This window comes from Mycobacterium colombiense (genome assembly GCF_003284975.1).
Taxonomy (GTDB): Bacteria; Actinomycetota; Actinomycetes; order Mycobacteriales; family Mycobacteriaceae; genus Mycobacterium; species Mycobacterium europaeum_A.
The window spans coordinates 22552-37513 of sequence record NZ_QMEU01000017.1; the positions used below are offsets into that span (position 1 = coordinate 22552).

The 14962-nt window shown below is 69.5% G+C and carries 16 protein-coding genes; 7 read left to right on the forward strand and 9 right to left on the reverse strand.

Going from position 1 to position 14962, the window contains the following annotated elements:
- Positions 1 to 59: 59 nt before the first annotated feature.
- Both DQP58_RS08650 and DQP58_RS08655 read left to right on the forward strand, forming a co-directional pair.
- Entirely contained in the window at positions 60 to 854 is a 795-nt protein-coding gene (locus DQP58_RS08650; RefSeq protein ID WP_112708018.1) for a DUF5666 domain-containing protein, read from the forward strand.
- Positions 855 to 957: 103 nt separating this feature from the next.
- Positions 958 to 1722 carry a DUF5666 domain-containing protein gene (locus tag DQP58_RS08655; protein ID WP_112708019.1) on the forward strand — a complete coding sequence of 255 codons (765 nt, stop codon included), beginning with the start codon at positions 958 to 960 and terminating at the stop codon, positions 1720 to 1722.
- Between the two features lie 33 nt (positions 1723 to 1755).
- On the opposite strand, the gene DQP58_RS08660 is transcribed toward DQP58_RS08655, so the two are convergent.
- Genes DQP58_RS08660 through DQP58_RS08690 form a run of 7 tightly spaced genes read right to left on the reverse strand, consistent with a single transcriptional unit; the run spans position 1756 to position 8104 of the window.
- The gene (locus DQP58_RS08660) at positions 1756 to 2103 is read right to left on the reverse strand and encodes a metal-sulfur cluster assembly factor (RefSeq protein WP_066864419.1); all 348 of its coding nucleotides are present in this window, start codon (positions 2101 to 2103) and stop codon (positions 1756 to 1758) included.
- A complete protein-coding gene (gene sufU, locus DQP58_RS08665; protein WP_112708054.1) occupies positions 2078 to 2566 on the reverse strand; it encodes a Fe-S cluster assembly sulfur transfer protein SufU in 489 nt (162 codons plus the stop codon). Before sufU ends, DQP58_RS08660 begins: the two co-directional genes overlap by 26 nt.
- Positions 2563 to 3879: a cysteine desulfurase gene (locus DQP58_RS08670; protein WP_112708020.1), complete on the reverse strand. Its 1317-nt coding sequence runs from the start codon at positions 3877 to 3879 to the stop codon at positions 2563 to 2565. Before DQP58_RS08670 ends, sufU begins: the two co-directional genes overlap by 4 nt.
- A 1-nt stretch (position 3880) precedes the next feature.
- Positions 3881 to 4690 (reverse strand): Fe-S cluster assembly ATPase SufC, encoded by an 810-nt coding sequence (gene sufC / locus DQP58_RS08675; protein WP_112708021.1) that lies wholly within the window; start codon positions 4688 to 4690, stop codon positions 3881 to 3883.
- Positions 4687 to 5886 (reverse strand): Fe-S cluster assembly protein SufD, encoded by a 1200-nt coding sequence (sufD, locus tag DQP58_RS08680; RefSeq protein WP_112708022.1) that lies wholly within the window; start codon positions 5884 to 5886, stop codon positions 4687 to 4689. The genes sufC and sufD overlap by 4 nt, the downstream gene beginning before the upstream one ends.
- On the reverse strand, positions 5886 to 7334 hold the full coding sequence (sufB, locus tag DQP58_RS08685) for a Fe-S cluster assembly protein SufB (protein WP_066864446.1): 1449 nt from the start codon (positions 7332 to 7334) through the stop codon (positions 5886 to 5888). The genes sufD and sufB overlap by 1 nt, the downstream gene beginning before the upstream one ends.
- Positions 7331 to 8104: a helix-turn-helix transcriptional regulator gene (locus tag DQP58_RS08690; protein ID WP_430915755.1), complete on the reverse strand. Its 774-nt coding sequence runs from the start codon at positions 8102 to 8104 to the stop codon at positions 7331 to 7333. Before DQP58_RS08690 ends, sufB begins: the two co-directional genes overlap by 4 nt.
- A 159-nt stretch (positions 8105 to 8263) precedes the next feature.
- Here DQP58_RS08690 and mptB point away from each other — a divergent pair, with 159 nt between their 5' ends.
- From mptB to DQP58_RS08710, 4 genes are all read left to right on the forward strand, one after another.
- Complete coding sequence (mptB, locus tag DQP58_RS08695; protein WP_112708024.1) at positions 8264 to 9976, forward strand: polyprenol phosphomannose-dependent alpha 1,6 mannosyltransferase MptB; 1713 nt, start codon at positions 8264 to 8266, stop codon at positions 9974 to 9976.
- A gap of 73 nt (positions 9977 to 10049) precedes the next feature.
- Positions 10050 to 11015, forward strand: coding sequence for an ABC transporter ATP-binding protein (locus DQP58_RS08700; RefSeq protein ID WP_112708025.1), 966 nt, complete (start codon positions 10050 to 10052; stop codon positions 11013 to 11015).
- Between the two features lie 77 nt (positions 11016 to 11092).
- Entirely contained in the window at positions 11093 to 11803 is a 711-nt protein-coding gene (locus DQP58_RS08705) for an ABC transporter permease (protein WP_240629681.1), read from the forward strand.
- Positions 11804 to 11967: 164 nt separating this feature from the next.
- Positions 11968 to 12909, forward strand: a complete 942-nt coding sequence (locus tag DQP58_RS08710; protein WP_112708026.1) for a COX15/CtaA family protein — start codon at positions 11968 to 11970, stop codon at positions 12907 to 12909.
- On the opposite strand, the gene DQP58_RS08715 is transcribed toward DQP58_RS08710, so the two are convergent.
- On the reverse strand, positions 12859 to 13515 hold the full coding sequence (locus DQP58_RS08715) for a hypothetical protein (protein WP_112708027.1): 657 nt from the start codon (positions 13513 to 13515) through the stop codon (positions 12859 to 12861). The two genes, DQP58_RS08710 and DQP58_RS08715, sit on opposite strands and share 51 nt — an antisense overlap.
- Before the next feature lie 19 nt (positions 13516 to 13534).
- Between DQP58_RS08715 and DQP58_RS08720 the strand changes: the two genes are divergently transcribed.
- Complete coding sequence (locus DQP58_RS08720; RefSeq protein ID WP_112708028.1) at positions 13535 to 14509, forward strand: quinone oxidoreductase family protein; 975 nt, start codon at positions 13535 to 13537, stop codon at positions 14507 to 14509.
- A 13-nt stretch (positions 14510 to 14522) separates the two neighbouring features.
- Here the strand turns inward: DQP58_RS08720 and DQP58_RS08725 are convergent, their stop codons facing one another.
- On the reverse strand, positions 14523 to 14924 hold the full coding sequence (locus DQP58_RS08725) for a hypothetical protein (protein ID WP_240629668.1): 402 nt from the start codon (positions 14922 to 14924) through the stop codon (positions 14523 to 14525).
- Positions 14925 to 14962 lie beyond the last annotated feature (38 nt).

A 14962-nucleotide genomic window follows, 5' to 3' on the forward strand; every position in this document is an offset into this window, starting at 1 on the left:
GCACAGGTTAAACGGGTAAACCCTTACGTTGGCTTTAACCGACGAATGGAGAAACGTTGATGTCTGCCAGTTGTCACGTGCCCCGCTTCACCCGCCTCGCGGTCTTCGCCGTCGCGGGGGCCACCGCGCTGTCCCTGTCCGCCTGCGGCTCTTCGAACAAGTCCAGTCCCCCATCCACCTCGACCTCGACCTCGACGTCGGTCGTGACGTCGACGACCACCTCGGCCACCCCGAACGGCGAAGCGAAGGTCAGCGGCCTGATCGCCTCGGTCGCGGGCAACTCCATTCAGGTCACCAAGGAAGACAACGCGACCGCCTCGGTGAACTTCACCTCCACCACCAAGATCACCGAGGCGGTGCCGGCCGGGCTGCCGGACGTCACCCCCGGCAGCTGCGTCAGCGTGAAGCCGACAGAGGGAACGACGCCGGCGCCCGGGCAGCCCGTCACCGCCGCGTCGGTGAAGATCAGCCAGTCCGTCAACGGCGCCTGCCCGAAGCCGCCGCAGTCCGCGCCCGGCGGTTCCACCACCACGCCGCCGTCGCTCCCGCCGTCGCCGGCGCCCGCGAAGCCGGCCTGGGTGCGCGGCTCGGTGGCGTCGGTGTCCGGTAACACCATCAACCTGACCAACACCGATCCCAACGGCAACACCACGCAAACGGCCGTCACCGTCGACGACAAGACCAAATACAGCAAGCAGACGCCCGCCAATACCGACGCGATCACTCCCGGCAAATGCCTCTACGCGCGGGGCACCCAGGACAACGGCGGCGCGCTGCAGGCGACGAGCATCAAGCTACGACAGGCTGTCGACGGCAAATGTGGCAAGCCCAAGCAGCCCGGCCAGGGTGGCTGACCCCGGCTCGGCTGACTGAGATTGCCGTCACTCCCGCCGGCGCGGCGTGAAAACCGCGTCCGGCGGGGGTATTCGCCAACGACGGCGCAATGCGTGATCGGAGATGAGTGCTGTGGCTGCCCTATCGTTCAAGACCCGGCGGACGCAGATCGCGCTCGGCGCCGTCATCGCCTTCCTCGCACTGTGCGTCGCCATGTGTGGGTCCTCCCACGACGCGTCGAACAGCAGCGCACCACGCGCCGTCACGGCGGTCCCGCCCAGCAGCGCGCCCAACGCTGCGCCGCCACCGGCGCCGGCGCCCCCGCCCGCCCCGCCGATAGGCAAGGACTACGTCGAAGGCATGGTGCAGTCGAATTCGGGTGGCACGGTCGCCCTTCGGACGAGGACCGGTTCGGCGACGGTGGACTACACACCGCAGACCATGGTCATGGACGTCACCCCGGCCAAGCTGACCGACGTGACGCCCGGCAGTTGCGTGAACATCAAGGCCACCCCGCAGAGCGCGCCGCCGCCGGCTGCGATCACCGCGCAGGCGGTGACGGTCACCCCATCCGTGGACGGCAAATGCCCGCCGCCCGCCGGGTTCTACGGCACGATCGCCTCGGTGTCGGGTAACACCATCGCCGTCAACGGTCTGGGCCCCGGCGGCCCGGGCGCCTCCACCAACGTGACGGTCGCCGACTCGACCACATACCAGCGGCAGACCCCGTCGGACACCCAGGCGATCACGAACGGGAAATGCATCGGGGCACAAGGGAGTCAGGACGGAGGCGCTCTGCACGCGCAGATGATCAGCGTGGAGACGTGCCCACCCATGGGGCACCCGCATCACCACCTGCACCTGCCGCACTTGCCCTTCCACCTGTAGGGTCGGGACGCGGGCAACCGCAGTGGCGCAGACTCAGACGGTGAATCCGAGGGCGCGCAGTTGCTCGCGGCCGTCCTCGGTGATCTTGTCCGGACCCCACGGCGGGTTCCACACCCAGTTGATCCGCAGGTCGTCGACGAGGCCGGCGCCCACCAAAGCGCTGCGTGACTGGTCTTCGATGACGTCGGTCAGCGGGCAGGCCGCCGACGTCAGCGTCATGTCGATCAGCGCGACGGTTCCCTCCTCGCCCGCCTCGACGTTCAGCCCGTAGACCAGTCCCAGGTCGACGACGTTGATGCCGAGTTCGGGGTCGACGACGTCACGCATCGCCTCCTCGAGGTCGGCGAGGAACTCCTCATCCTGCGCGGTGGTTTCGCTCATCCGTGACCTCCTGAAACTCTGTAGCCGCTTTCGCCAACGCATCCTTGAACGCCATCCACCCCAGCAGCGCGCATTTCACCCGCGCGGGGTATTTGGCCACCCCGGCGAACGCGATCCCGTCGCCCAGCACGTCCTCGTCGCCCTCGACGGTGCCACGCGAGGACACCATCTCGGTGAAGGCGGTGATGGTCTTGAGCGCGTCGCCGACGCTTTGCCCGATCACCTGCTGGGTGAGCACCGAGGTCGCCGCCTGGCTGATCGAGCAGCCCTGCCCGTCATAGGACACGTCGGCGACGGTCTCGCCGTCCTCGGACAGCGCCACCCGCAGGGTGACCTCGTCACCGCAGACCGGATTGACGTGAAACACCTCGGCGCAGAACGGTTCCCGCAGCCCGCGGTGCTGTGGGTGCTTGTAGTGGTCCAGGATCACGTCCTGATACATCTGCTCGAGACGCAATGTCAGCCTCTCCCAACCCATGTCGGCGACCCGCTACGCCCGGCTTCGCCGCGCTTGCGATCGCCGACGAAGAAATCCAGCGCGCGGCGCACCCCGGCGACCAGACGCTCGACCTCCTCGGTGGTGTTGTACACCCCGAAGGACGCCCGAGCGGTGGCCGCCAACGAGAACCTGCGGTGCAGCGGCAAGGCGCAGTGGTGGCCCACCCGCACCGCGACGCCCTCGTCGTCAAGCACCTGCCCGACATCGTGGGCATGTACGCCGTCGACGACGAACGACACCGGCGAGGCGCGGTTCTCCATGGACGTCGGGCCGACGATGCGCACGGCGTCGATCCCCGACAAGCCGTCGATCGCCGCGGCGACCAGCTGGTGTTCGTGGGCCTGCACGGCCTCCATGCCGATGGACCCGAGATAGCGGGTGGCCGCGCCCAGCCCGACCACCTGCGACGTCATCGGGGTACCGGCCTCGAACCGCTGCGGCACCGGCGCGTAGGTGGACGCTTCCATGGTGACAGTCTCGATCATCGAGCCGCCGGTCAAGAACGGCGGCAGCGCCGACAACACCTCGCCGCGCCCGTACAACACGCCGATACCGTTGGGACCCAACATCTTATGGCCGGAGAATGCGGCGAAGTCGACGTCCAGCGCGTGGAAGTCGACGGGCTGGTGCGGCACCGACTGGCAGGCGTCCAGCACCGTCAGCGCGCCCACCGCGCGCGCCCGGCTGACCAGTTCGGCCACCGGGGCCACCGCGCCGGTCACGTTCGAATGATGGGTGAAGGCGACGACCTTGACGCGTTCGTCGAGCTGCAGCGAGTCGAGGTCGATGCGCCCGTCGTCGGTCACGCCGTACCAGCGCAGCGTCGCCCCGGTGCGCCGGCAGAGTTCCTGCCACGGAACCAGGTTGGCGTGGTGCTCGAGCTCGGTGGTGACGACCACGTCACCCGGTCCGACGACGCGCTCGAAACGCTTGTCCCCCAGCACATACGACACCAGGTTGAGCGCCTCGGTGGCGTTCTTGGTGAACACCAGCTCTTGGGCGTCGGCACCCACGAACGCGGCGATGTCGGCGCGGCCCTGCTCGTAGGCGTCGGTGGCCTCCTCCATCAGCTGGTGCGCGCCGCGGTGCACGGCGCCGTTGGAGGTGAGCAGGAACTCCCGCTCGGCGTCGAGCACCTGCAGCGGGCGCTGGGACGTCGCACCGGAATCCAAGTAGGCCAACGGGTTTCCGCTGCGCATGACGCGCTTGAGGATCGGGAAGTCGGCGCGGATGGCCGCGACATCCAGGGGTGCGACCGCCGCCGAAGGTGTAGCCATGTCAGGCCCCGGCGGCCGCCGCTTGCGTGAAGCGGACGTAGCCGTTCTGCTCGAGTTCGTCGGCCAGCTCGGGACCGCCGGATTCGGCGATGCGTCCGCCGACGAACACGTGCACGTATTCGGGGCGGATGTAGCGCAGGATGCGGGTGTAGTGCGTGATCAGCAGGACACCGCCGCGCACCGACTGGCCGGTGCCATCGTCCCAGCCGGCCTCGGCGTAGCGGTTCACGCCCTCGCTGACCACCCGCAGGGCGTCGACGTCGAGTCCGGAGTCGGTCTCGTCGAGGATGGCGATCTTGGGCTTGAGCAGTTCCAGCTGCAGGATCTCGTGGCGCTTCTTCTCACCGCCGGAGAAGCCCTCGTTGACGCTGCGCTCGGCGAACGCCGGGTCGATTTCCAGCGAGCCCATCGCCGCCTTGACCTCTTTGACCCAGTGCCGCAGTTTCGGGGCCTCACCGCGCACGGCGGTCGCCGCCGAGCGCAGGAAGTTCGACACCGAGACGCCGGGCACCTCGACGGGATACTGCATGGCCAAAAAGATTCCGGCACGGGCGCGTTCGTCGATGCTCATCGCCAGCACGTCCTCGCCGTCCAGCGTGATGGAGCCCGAGGTCACCGTGTACTTGGGGTGACCGGCGATGGCGTAGGACAGCGTCGACTTGCCCGAACCGTTGGGGCCCATCAACGCATGTGTCTCACCGGATTTCACCGTCAGGTCGACGCCGTTGAGGATGGGAATTTCACGTTCGGATTCGGCGGCGTTCGGGTTGACGACGCTGACGTGGAGGTCCTTGATTTCCAGAGTGGTCATGAGGCTGTTGTTTCCGTCTTTTCGGTTAAGGCCAGTTCGTGTTCGATGGCCGCGGTCAGGCGTTCCCGGATTTCGGGCACCCCGATCTTGGAGATGATCTCGGCGAAGAAACCGCGGATGACCAGGCGGCGGGCCTGCTCCTCGGAGATGCCGCGGGAACGCAGGTAGAACAGTTGCTCGTCGTCGAAACGGCCAGTGGCACTGGCGTGTCCGGCGCCGACGATCTCGCCCGTCTCGATCTCGAGGTTAGGCACCGAGTCGGCGCGCGCCCCGTCGGTGAGCACCAGGTTGCGGTTCACCTCAAACGTGTCGGTGCCGGTGGCTTCGGCGCGGATCAGCACATCGCCGATCCAGACGGTGTGCGCGTCGGGCAGCGCGGAATCCGGATCGCCTTGCAGCGCACCCTTGTACAGCACGTTCGACTTGCAGTCGGGCCGGGCGTGATCCACCAGCAGCCGCGACTCCAGGTGCTGGCCGTCGTCGGCGAAGTACAGGCCCAGCAGCTCGGCGTCCCCGCCCGGGGCGGTATAGCGCACGTTGGCCGTCAGCCGCACCACTTCGCCGCCGAGCGTGACGGCGACGTGGCGCAGCACCGCGTCCTTGCCCAGCTTGGCGTGGTGCATGCTGACGTGCACCGCATCGTCGGCCCAGTCGGCGAGCCACACCACGGTGAGCCGGGCGGCGTCGTCGACGACGAATTCGACGTTGTCGGCGTAGGTTCCGCTGCCCCGCTGGTCGATGACGATGACGGCCTCGGCGAGCTCGGCGACCCGAACCTGAAGGTGACCGTAGGCCACCGCGCCCTCGCCCGGGCCGGTGACGGTGACGGTGACGCCGATCGGCTCGGCGATGCGGGTGTCGCGCTCGACGGTGACCACCGTCGCGGAGTTGAACGACGAAAATGCTTGCGCGGCAACCCGGTCGGTGGGCGCCCCACCCTGGCCGAGCCGCTCGTCGCCGCGCGCGACGGTCTCGACCCGCAGGCCGGGCCGCTCGGCGACGCTGATCCCGGCCTTGCCGGTGGCGCGGGCCGAGCCGTCGTGCAGGCCGCGCAGCCGGCGCAGCGGGGTGAACCGCCAGAGTTCGTCGCGGCCGTGCGGGACCTCGAACGCGTCCACCTCGAACGAGGAGAACAGCTCGCCCTTGTTGGCAGCGGCGAGGGCCGAACCCTCAACCGCTTCGGTCAGATTCGTCACTAGCCGACCGCGCCTTCCATCTGCAGCTCGATCAGACGGTTGAGCTCGAGCGCATACTCCATGGGCAGCTCTTTGGCGATCGGCTCGACGAAGCCGCGAACCACCATGGCCATGGCCTCGTCCTCGGTCAGGCCGCGGCTCATCAGGTAGAACAGCTGGTTCTCGCTGACCTTGGACACGGTGGCCTCGTGGCCCATGGTGACGTCGTCCTCGCGGATGTCGACGTAGGGATAGGTGTCGCTGCGGCTGATCGTATCGACCAGCAGCGCATCGCATTTCACGCTGGACCGCGATCCGTGCGCGCCCTTGTTCACCTGCACCAGGCCGCGGTAGGAGGTGCGGCCGCCGCCGCGGGCCACCGACTTGGACACGATGTTGCTCGACGTGTTCGGCGCCAGGTGCAGCATCTTCGCGCCGGTGTCCTGGTGTTGGTCTTCGCCGGCGAAGGCCACCGAGAGCACCTCGCCCTTGGCGTGCTCGCCGGTCATCCAGACCGCCGGGTACTTCATGGTGACCTTCGACCCGATGTTGCCGTCGATCCACTCCATGGTGGCACCGGCCTCGGCGCGGGCCCGCTTGGTGACCAGGTTGTAGACGTTGCCCGACCAGTTCTGGATCGTCGTGTAGCGAACGCGCGCATTGGGTTTCACGATGATCTCGACCACCGCGGAGTGCAGCGAGTCCGACTTGTAGATGGGCGCCGTACAACCCTCGACGTAGTGCACGTAGGAGCCCTCGTCGGCGATGATCAGCGTCCGCTCGAACTGACCCATGTTCTCGGTGTTGATCCGGAAGTAGGCCTGCAGCGGGATGTCGACGTGCACGCCCTTGGGCACGTAGATGAACGAGCCACCGCTCCACACCGCGGTGTTCAGCGCGGAGAACTTGTTGTCCCCGGCCGGGATCACGGTGCCGAAGTACTCCTGGAAGATCTCCGGGTGCTCACGCAGCGCCGTGTCGGTGTCCAGGAAGATGACGCCCTGCTTCTCCAGGTCCTCCCGGATGGAGTGGTAGACGACCTCGGATTCGTACTGGGCCGCGACACCGGAGACCAGCCGCTGCTTCTCGGCTTCGGGGATGCCCAGCTTGTCGTAGGTGTTCTTGATGTCCGCGGGCAGGTCGTCCCACGTCGCGGCCTGCTTCTCGCTGGAGCGCACGAAGTACTTGATGTTGTCGAAGTCGATGCCCTCCAGGTTCGAGCCCCAGTTCGGCATCGGCTTGCGGTCGAAGATGCGCAGCGCCTTGAGCCGGGTCTGCAACATCCATTCGGGCTCGTTCTTCTTCGCCGAGATGTCGCGGACGACGGCCTCCGACAGGCCGCGCTGGGCGCTGGCGCCGGCGACGTCGGAGTCCGCCCAGCCGTAGCCGTACCGCCCCAGGGAGGCGATCGCCTCTTCCTGGGTCAGCGGCGCGGTAGCCGTCTTGCTGGCCTCGGGGGTGAGTGTCATCGAGACGCTCCTTTGATGCTCGTGGTGTCGGTCGTACGGCGCGGGCTGGGCGCCGTGCGTGATGCCTGGGTCAGGGGTACGTGCGTGGTGCAGGCGCAGTCGCCGTTGACGATGGTCGCCAACCGCTGGACGTGGGTGCCCAGCACCTCGGCCATGGCCTGTTGTTCGGCGTCGCACAGCTCGGGGAATTCCTCCGCGACGTGCGACACCGGGCAGTGGTGCTGGCAGATCTGCACGCCGTGGATCGGCCCGCCGACCTGCGTGGTGGTGGTGACGTACCCGGCTTTGGTCAGTGCGGTGGCGATGCGGTCGGCGGCCGCCTCGACGTCGGTGTCGGCCGCGCTGTCGGCCGCGGGAACGTCGGCCAGGATGGCGTCGATGCGCTGCCGGGCGAACGCCTGCACCGCCTCTTCCCCACCGATTTCGCGCAGTTGCCGCATGGCCGCCGCGGCCAGGTCGTCGTAGGCGTGGTCGAGCTTGGCCCGCCCGGCCGAGGTCAGCCGGTACCGCTTGGCGGGACGCCCGCGCCCCGCCTGCTGCCACGCGGCGGGCGCCGTGGCCTCGGCGTCGCCGGCCTCAATCAGCGCGTCGAGGTGGCGTCGCACGCCGGCGGCCGTCAAACCCAGCCGGTCACCGATCTCCGCGGCGGTGATCGATCCGGATTCCAACAGCAGGCGCACGATCGCGCGGCGGGTGTAACCATCCGGCACCGGCGCGCCGACGTCGGCCACGCCGGTAGCGGCCCCATCGGGGCTGGTTCGGATTTTCACAACACCAGTGTGACGCAATTCCGGGGATCGGTCTAGCAAGGGTCCCCTGTCCTGGCGTCGCGATGCTCACACTCGGTGGAATGCGCGGCGACCCGCGGCGCCCGGCGGCGCCGCGCTTGCGATCGCCGCTGGCTTGGGGCCGACGGCTAGGCTGCTCTGATGGCAGCCCGCCACCACACGCTGAGCTCGTCGATCGCGAGTCTGCACGGCGACGAGCAAGCAGTGGGCTCGCCGCTGAACGATACCGAGCTCACCGCGCTGCGCCGCACCCGCCTGTTCGGTGCCGCCGGCACCGTGGTGATGGCGATCGGCGCGCTGGGCGCCGGCGCGCGTCCCGTCGTGCAGGACCCCACCTTCGGGGTGCGGCTGCTCAACCTCCCGTCGCGGATCCAGACGGTGTCGCTGACCATGACCACCACCGGCGCCGTCATGATGGCGCTGGCCTGGTTGATGCTGGGCAGGTTCGCGCTGGGCAACCGGCGGATGTCGCGCGGCGACCTGGACCGCACCCTGCTGCTGTGGGTGCTGCCGCTGCTGATCGCCCCGCCGATGTACAGCAAGGACGTCTACTCCTACCTGGCGCAAAGCCAGATCTCGCTGGAGGGCCTGGACCCCTACCGGGTTGGCCCGGCCTCCGGCCTGGGGCTGTCGCACATCTTCACGCTGTCCGTGCCGACGCTGTGGCGCGAGACGCCCGCGCCGTACGGGCCGCTGTTCCTGTGGATCGGGCGCGGCATCTCGGCGGTCACCGGGGAGAACATCGTCGCCGCCGTGCTGTGTCACCGCCTGGTGGAGCTGGTTGGGGTGGCCCTGATCGTGTGGGCGACCCCGCGCCTGGCCCGGCGCTGCGGCGTCGCTGAGGTCAGCGCCCTGTGGCTGGGCGCGGCCAATCCGCTGCTCATCATGCATCTGGTGGCCGGCGCACACAACGAGGCGCTGATGCTGGGCCTGATGCTGGCCGGGGCGGAATTCGCGCTGCGCGGCATCTCGGATGGCAAAGCGCCGCGGCTGCTGCCCCACTCCTGGAAGCTCGGGCCGGACTGGGAGCCGCTGGGGATGCTGGTCGCCGGCGCCGTGCTGATCGTGCTGTCGTCGCAGGTGAAACTGCCGTCGTTGCTGGCGCTGGGCTTCGTCACGATGGCCCTGGCCTACCGCTGCGGTGGCACCCTGCGCGCGCTGCTGCTGACCGGCGGCGGCATGGCGGCGCTGTCGCTGGCGGTGATGGCGCTGGTGGGCTGGGCCAGCGGCCTGGGCTTCGGCTGGATCTACACGCTGGGCACCGCCAACGTGGTACGCAGCTGGATGTCGCCGCCCACGCTGCTGGCGCTGGGCACCGGGCAGGTGGGCATCCTGCTGGGGCTGGGCGATCACACCACCGCGGTGCTGGGGCTGACCCGCGCGATCGGTGTGCTGATCATCACGGTCATGGTGGCCTGGTTGCTGCTGGCCGTCTTCCGCGGCCGGCTGCACCCGATCGGCGGGCTGGGCGTGGCGCTGGGCATCACGGTGCTGCTGTTTCCCGTCGTGCAGCCCTGGTACCTGCTATGGGCCATCATCCCGCTGGCCGCCTGGGCGACGCGCACCGGCTTCCGCGTCGCGGCGATCGTCATCAGCCTGGTCGTCGGAATCTTCGGCCCCACCGCCAACGGCGACCGGTTCGCGCTGTTCCAGATCATCGATGCCACGCTGGCCAGCACCGCCATCGTCGTGGCGCTCATCGCGCTGACCTACACCCGCCTGCCCTGGCGCCGCCCGCCCCTCCCGGACACCGAATCCGACGGCCAACCCGTCACCGACGAGACGGCACCGCCGCAGCCTCCGTCGACCCCCCGCCCGACGCCGGCGCATGGCGCCTACGCTGATTCCACGTGAGCCGCGCCGACGACGATGCAGAGCGAAGCGATGAGGCGGGGGCACCTCCCGCTTGCCGGGGAGAGCAGCGCTCGTGAGTTCGGCCTTTCCAGAATCGCGCAAATCCCCTGACACGGTGGTCCGGCTGCGCGGCGTCACCAAGACCTATGGGTCCGGCGCGACCGCCGTCGAGGCCGTCGCCAACCTCGATCTCGAGGTGCAGGCCGCCGAGGTGCTGGCCCTGCTCGGGCCCAATGGCGCCGGCAAGACGACGACGGTGGAGATGTGCGAGGGCTTCGTGCGGCCCGACGCCGGAACGATCGAGGTGCTCGGCCTGGACCCGATCGCCGACAACGCGCGACTGCGGGCGCGGATCGGGGTGATGCTGCAGGGCGGCGGCGGCTATCCCGCGGCGCGGGTCGGCGAGATGCTCAACCTGGTGGCGGCCTACGCCGCCGACCCGCTGGACCCCACCTGGCTGCTGGACACGCTCGGCCTCACCGACGCGGCCCGCACCACCTACCGACGGCTCTCCGGCGGGCAGCAGCAACGCCTGGCGCTGGCCTGCGCGCTGGTCGGGCGCCCCGAACTGGTGTTCCTCGACGAGCCCACCGCGGGCATGGACGCGCACGCCCGGCTGCTGGTGTGGGAACTGATCGACGCGCTGCGCCGCGACGGCGTGACGGTGGTGCTGACCACGCATCAGCTCAAGGAGGCCGAGGAACTCGCCGACCGGCTGGTGATCATCGACCACGGGGCGACGGTGGCCTCCGGCACGCCGACGGAGCTGATGCGCAGCGGGGCCAAGGACCAGCTGCGGTTCAGCGCACCGCCGCGCCTGGATCTGTCGCTGCTGTCCGCCGCCCTGCCGGAGGACTACAAGGCCACCGAGGTGACGCCGGGCGAGTACCTGATCGAAGGGCACGTCGACCCCCAGGTGCTGGCCACCGTCACTGCGTGGTGCGCGCGGATCGACGTGCTGGCCACCGACGTGCGCGTCGAGCAACGCAGCCTCGAGGACGTGTTCCTCGACCTCACCGGCAGGAAGTTACGGCCTTGACCGACAACGAGATTCAATCCAGCGTCTTTCCCGCGGGCACCTTCGCGCCCAACCCGCGGCCCAGCGCGGTGCCGAAAATGCTTGCCGCGCAATTCGGTTTGGAACTCAAGCTGCTGCTGCGCAACGGCGAACAGCTGCTGCTGACCATGTTCATCCCGATCACACTGCTGGTCGGCCTCACGCTGCTGCCGCTCGGCTCGTTCGGCCAGCACCGCGCGGCCACCTTCACCCCGGTCATCATGGCGCTGGCCGTGATCTCGACCGCGTTCACCGGTCAGGCGATCGCGGTCGCCTTCGATCGGCGTTACGGCGCGCTCAAGCGGCTCGGCGCCACCCCGCTGCCGGTGTGGGGCATCATCGCGGGCAAGTCGCTGGCCGTGGTCACCGTGGTGTTTTTGCAGGCAATCCTGTTGGGCGCCATCGGTTTTGCGCTCGGCTGGCGACCGGAACCGGTGGCGTTGGCGCTGGGCGCGGCGGTGATCGCGCTGGGCACCGTGGTGTTCGCGGCCCTGGGGCTGCTGCTCGGCGGGACGCTGCGCGCCGAGATCGTGCTGGCGATCGCCAACCTGATGTGGTTCGTGTTCGCCGGCCTCGGCGCGCTGACCGTGGAAACCGGCATCACCCCGACCGCGGTCAAGCTGGCGGCACGGCTGACCCCGTCGGGCGCACTCACCGAGGCGCTGTCGCAGGCGATGACCATGTCGGTGGACTGGTTCGGAATCATCGTCCTGGCGGCGTGGGGCGCGGTGGGCGCGCTGAGTGCGCTGCGCTGGTTCCGCTTCACCTGACGGTCGCATCGGGCTGTTCACCTGACGTTCGGGTGGGGCTCGCGACACTTAAACCACGCACACAACACGCCGATACCGGTGTACGTGGTTTAAGTCTCGACGCACCCCATCCGTACTACAAGCCGTAGTTTTCGGTGGCTTAGGATCGGGCCGTGGTTGGACGGATGCTGTTGCGCGTGGTGGACCTGCTGCCCAACCCCAGCCTGGGCGTGCAGCGCCTGATCGCCGCGGCCGTCATCCTCACCCAGGGCGGCATCGCCATCACCGGCGCGATCGTGCGCGTCACCGCATCGGGCCTGGGCTGCCCCACCTGGCCGCAGTGCTTTCCGGGCAGCTTCGTGCCGGTGGCCCACGCCGAGGTGCCGCGCATCCACCAGGCCGTCGAGTTCGGCAATCGGATGATCACCTTCGCCGTCGTCATCACCGCGGCGCTGGCCGTGCTGGCCGTGACCCGGGCGCGGCGGCGCCGCGAGGTCCTCGTCTATGCCTGGCTGATGCCGGTCTCCACCGTCGTGCAGGCGGTGATCGGCGGCATCACCGTGCGCACCGGGCTGCTGTGGTGGACGGTGGCCGTCCACCTGCTGACGTCGATGACGATGGTGTGGCTGTCGGTGCTGCTCTACGTGAAAGTGGGCGAGCCCGACGACGCAGTGGTGCGCGAGCGAATCGTCCGGCCGCTGCGCGCGCTCACCGCGCTGTCCGGCTTGAACCTGGCCGCCGTGCTGGTCACCGGCACACTGGTGACCGCCGCCGGCCCGCACGCCGGTGATCGCAGCCCCACCCGCACGGTGCCACGGCTCAAAGTCGAGGTTGACACCCTGGTGCACCTGCACTCGTCGCTGCTGATCGCCTACCTGGCCCTGTTGGTGGGGCTGGGCTTCGGGCTGCTGGCCGTGCGCGCCACCCGGCCCGTGCTGGTGCGGCTCGCCGTGCTGCTGGCACTGGTATTCGCCCAGGCCGGCGTCGGCACCGCGCAGTACTACACCGGAGTCCCCGCCGTGCTGGTCGCCCTGCACGTGGCCGGGGCCGCGGCCTGCACCGCGGCCACCGCGGCGCTATGGGCGGCCATGCGAGAGCGGGCCCAGCCCGAGCCGCTCGCAGGCTGACTGCACCGCGACCGCGAACTGACGCTGGGCGATCTCGCGGGCCGCGGGGTCCAGCCGACGCCACCCCAACGACGGCGCGACCAGATCCAGCGCCGCCACCCGGTCGCCGGCGAGGTCCACCCGCGCATAGAGCAGCTCCCGCGTGCTCATCCCGGCGCGCCGCGCGGCCGACGTCAGCGCGGCGTGGCCCAGCTCCCACGATTCGAACTCCGGCTCGACCGGCCAGGCGTGCGACCGTTCGCCGCCCACGAAGATCAACGACGCCCGCGTGACGGGCCGGTCGCGCTGCGTCGGCACGCCGTCGTCCTCGAGGTCGCGCAGATACCGCTCATCGAGGTTCCAAGCGATGGCGCCGGGCGGGTTGAGCAGGTGGCGCACCCGTCGGGTCCACGCCAGGAATTCGTCGCGCCGATCCCGGCCGTTCGCGCCGGCGCGCAATATCACCAGATCTGCGCTGGCGGTTTCCGGGTCGTCCCAGGGCAGGCGGCGCGCGTGCAGACCGCGTCGCCGCAGCGCCGCCACCAGACCGGCGTCGGCGGCCGCGCCGTCACCGGACCCCGCCAGCACGATGCGGGGATGGAAGACGTCCGGGCGAGCGAGTTTCATGCCCGGGCATGATAAGCGGATGCACGCAATCGAAGTCAGCGAGACCGGCGGCCCCGAGGTGCTGCGCTACGTCGATACGCCCCAGCCGGCCCCCGGGCCCGGCGAGGTGCTGATCAAGGCCGAGGCCATCGGTGTCAACTACATCGACACCTATTTCCGCTCCGGGCAGTACCCGCGCGAGTTGCCGTTCGTCCTCGGCTCGGAGCTGGCCGGAACCGTCGAAGCCCTCGGCGACGGCGTCGACGGGTTGCGCGTCGGCGACCGCGTGGTCAGCGCCGCGGCGTCCGGTGGGTATGCCGAATATGCCACGGCCCCAGCGCATTTGACCGCTGAGGTGCCCGACGGCGTGACCGCCGATGTTTCGGCCTCGGCCCTGCTGAAGGGCCTGACCGCCCATTACCTGCTCAAGTCCGTGTATCCGGTGCAGGCGGGCGACACTGTGCTGGTGCACGCCGGCGCGGGCGGCGTCGGCCTGATCCTGACCCAGTGGGCCCACCTGCTCGGTGCGCGGGTGATCACCACGGTCTCCACCCCGGAGAAGGAGCGGCTGTCCCGGCGGGCGGGCGCCGACGAGGTGCTCCCCTACCCCGAGGACGCCGCGGCGTTCGGCGAGCGCATCCGTTCGCTGACCGACGGTGCCGGCGTGGCCGCCGTGTACGACGGCGTGGGCGCGACCACCTTCGAGGCGAGCCTGGCCAGCCTGGCCATCCGGGGCACGCTGGCGCTGTTCGGCGCCGCCAGCGGGCCCGTTCCGCCGTTCGACCCGCAGCGCCTCAACGCCGCCGGCTCGGTGTTGTTGACCCGCCCGTCGCTGGCGCACTTCGTGCGCACCGGCCAGGAATTCAGCTGGCGGGCAGAGGAGTTGTTCGCCGCGATCGCCGCCGGCGACATCACCGTCGAGGTCGGCGGGCGCTACCCCCTGGCCGAAGCTGCGCGCGCCCACCAGGATCTGCAGGGCCGCAAGACGGCGGGCTCGATCGTGCTGCTGCCCTAGATAATTCGAGCCGCTACGCGTGAGGGCAGAAGATTCCCAGAACCTGCTGGCAATTGTCTCTATTGATCAGGCCCGGCGGCGGTGGTGGTGGCGGTGCCGGCGGGTTGTCGCCGTCCCAGATGTTTTGGGCGACATTGCCCTGTCCGAACCAGACGTAGTAGTAGGTGTGGCAGACGTTGTTGTCCCAGACGACGGGGTTGGTGACATGGTTGCCGGTCGGCGGCAACGGTTGCCCGGGGCACCAGCGGCACGGCCCCTGGGGGTGGTCGTTGGGACAGCCGGGCCACGCGTCCAGCGGCATCGGCCCGGGTTGGGCCCCGGCGATACCCGTGGTGATGCCCATGTCACAGAAGGACAGGCCGACCGAAAGCAGCGTTCCGGCGACCAACGCCCTGACGATGCGGTGAGTTGCCATGCCTGAAGTGTGATCCCGTGGACCGGCTACCGATCCCA

What these genes read in the sequence shown, in the direction of transcription:
- DQP58_RS08650 (WP_112708018.1), top strand. Translation starts at nt 60, where the DNA reads ATGTCTGCCAGTTGTCACGTGCCCCGCTTCACCCGCCTCGCGGTCTTC.
- DQP58_RS08655 (WP_112708019.1), top strand. Translation starts at nt 958, where the DNA reads ATGAGTGCTGTGGCTGCCCTATCGTTCAAGACCCGGCGGACGCAGATC.
- DQP58_RS08660 (WP_066864419.1), bottom strand. Translation starts at nt 2,103, where the DNA reads ATGAGCGAAACCACCGCGCAGGATGAGGAGTTCCTCGCCGACCTCGAG.
- DQP58_RS08670 (WP_112708020.1), bottom strand. Translation starts at nt 3,879, where the DNA reads ATGGCTACACCTTCGGCGGCGGTCGCACCCCTGGATGTCGCGGCCATC.
- sufC (WP_112708021.1), bottom strand. Translation starts at nt 4,690, where the DNA reads ATGACCACTCTGGAAATCAAGGACCTCCACGTCAGCGTCGTCAACCCG.
- sufB (WP_066864446.1), bottom strand. Translation starts at nt 7,334, where the DNA reads ATGACACTCACCCCCGAGGCCAGCAAGACGGCTACCGCGCCGCTGACC.
- mptB (WP_112708024.1), top strand. Translation starts at nt 8,264, where the DNA reads ATGGCAGCCCGCCACCACACGCTGAGCTCGTCGATCGCGAGTCTGCAC.
- DQP58_RS08705 (WP_240629681.1), top strand. Translation starts at nt 11,093, where the DNA reads ATGCTTGCCGCGCAATTCGGTTTGGAACTCAAGCTGCTGCTGCGCAAC.
- DQP58_RS08710 (WP_112708026.1), top strand. Translation starts at nt 11,968, where the DNA reads ATGCTGTTGCGCGTGGTGGACCTGCTGCCCAACCCCAGCCTGGGCGTG.
- DQP58_RS08715 (WP_112708027.1), bottom strand. Translation starts at nt 13,515, where the DNA reads ATGAAACTCGCTCGCCCGGACGTCTTCCATCCCCGCATCGTGCTGGCG.
- DQP58_RS08720 (WP_112708028.1), top strand. Translation starts at nt 13,535, where the DNA reads ATGCACGCAATCGAAGTCAGCGAGACCGGCGGCCCCGAGGTGCTGCGC.
- DQP58_RS08725 (WP_240629668.1), bottom strand. Translation starts at nt 14,924, where the DNA reads ATGGCAACTCACCGCATCGTCAGGGCGTTGGTCGCCGGAACGCTGCTT.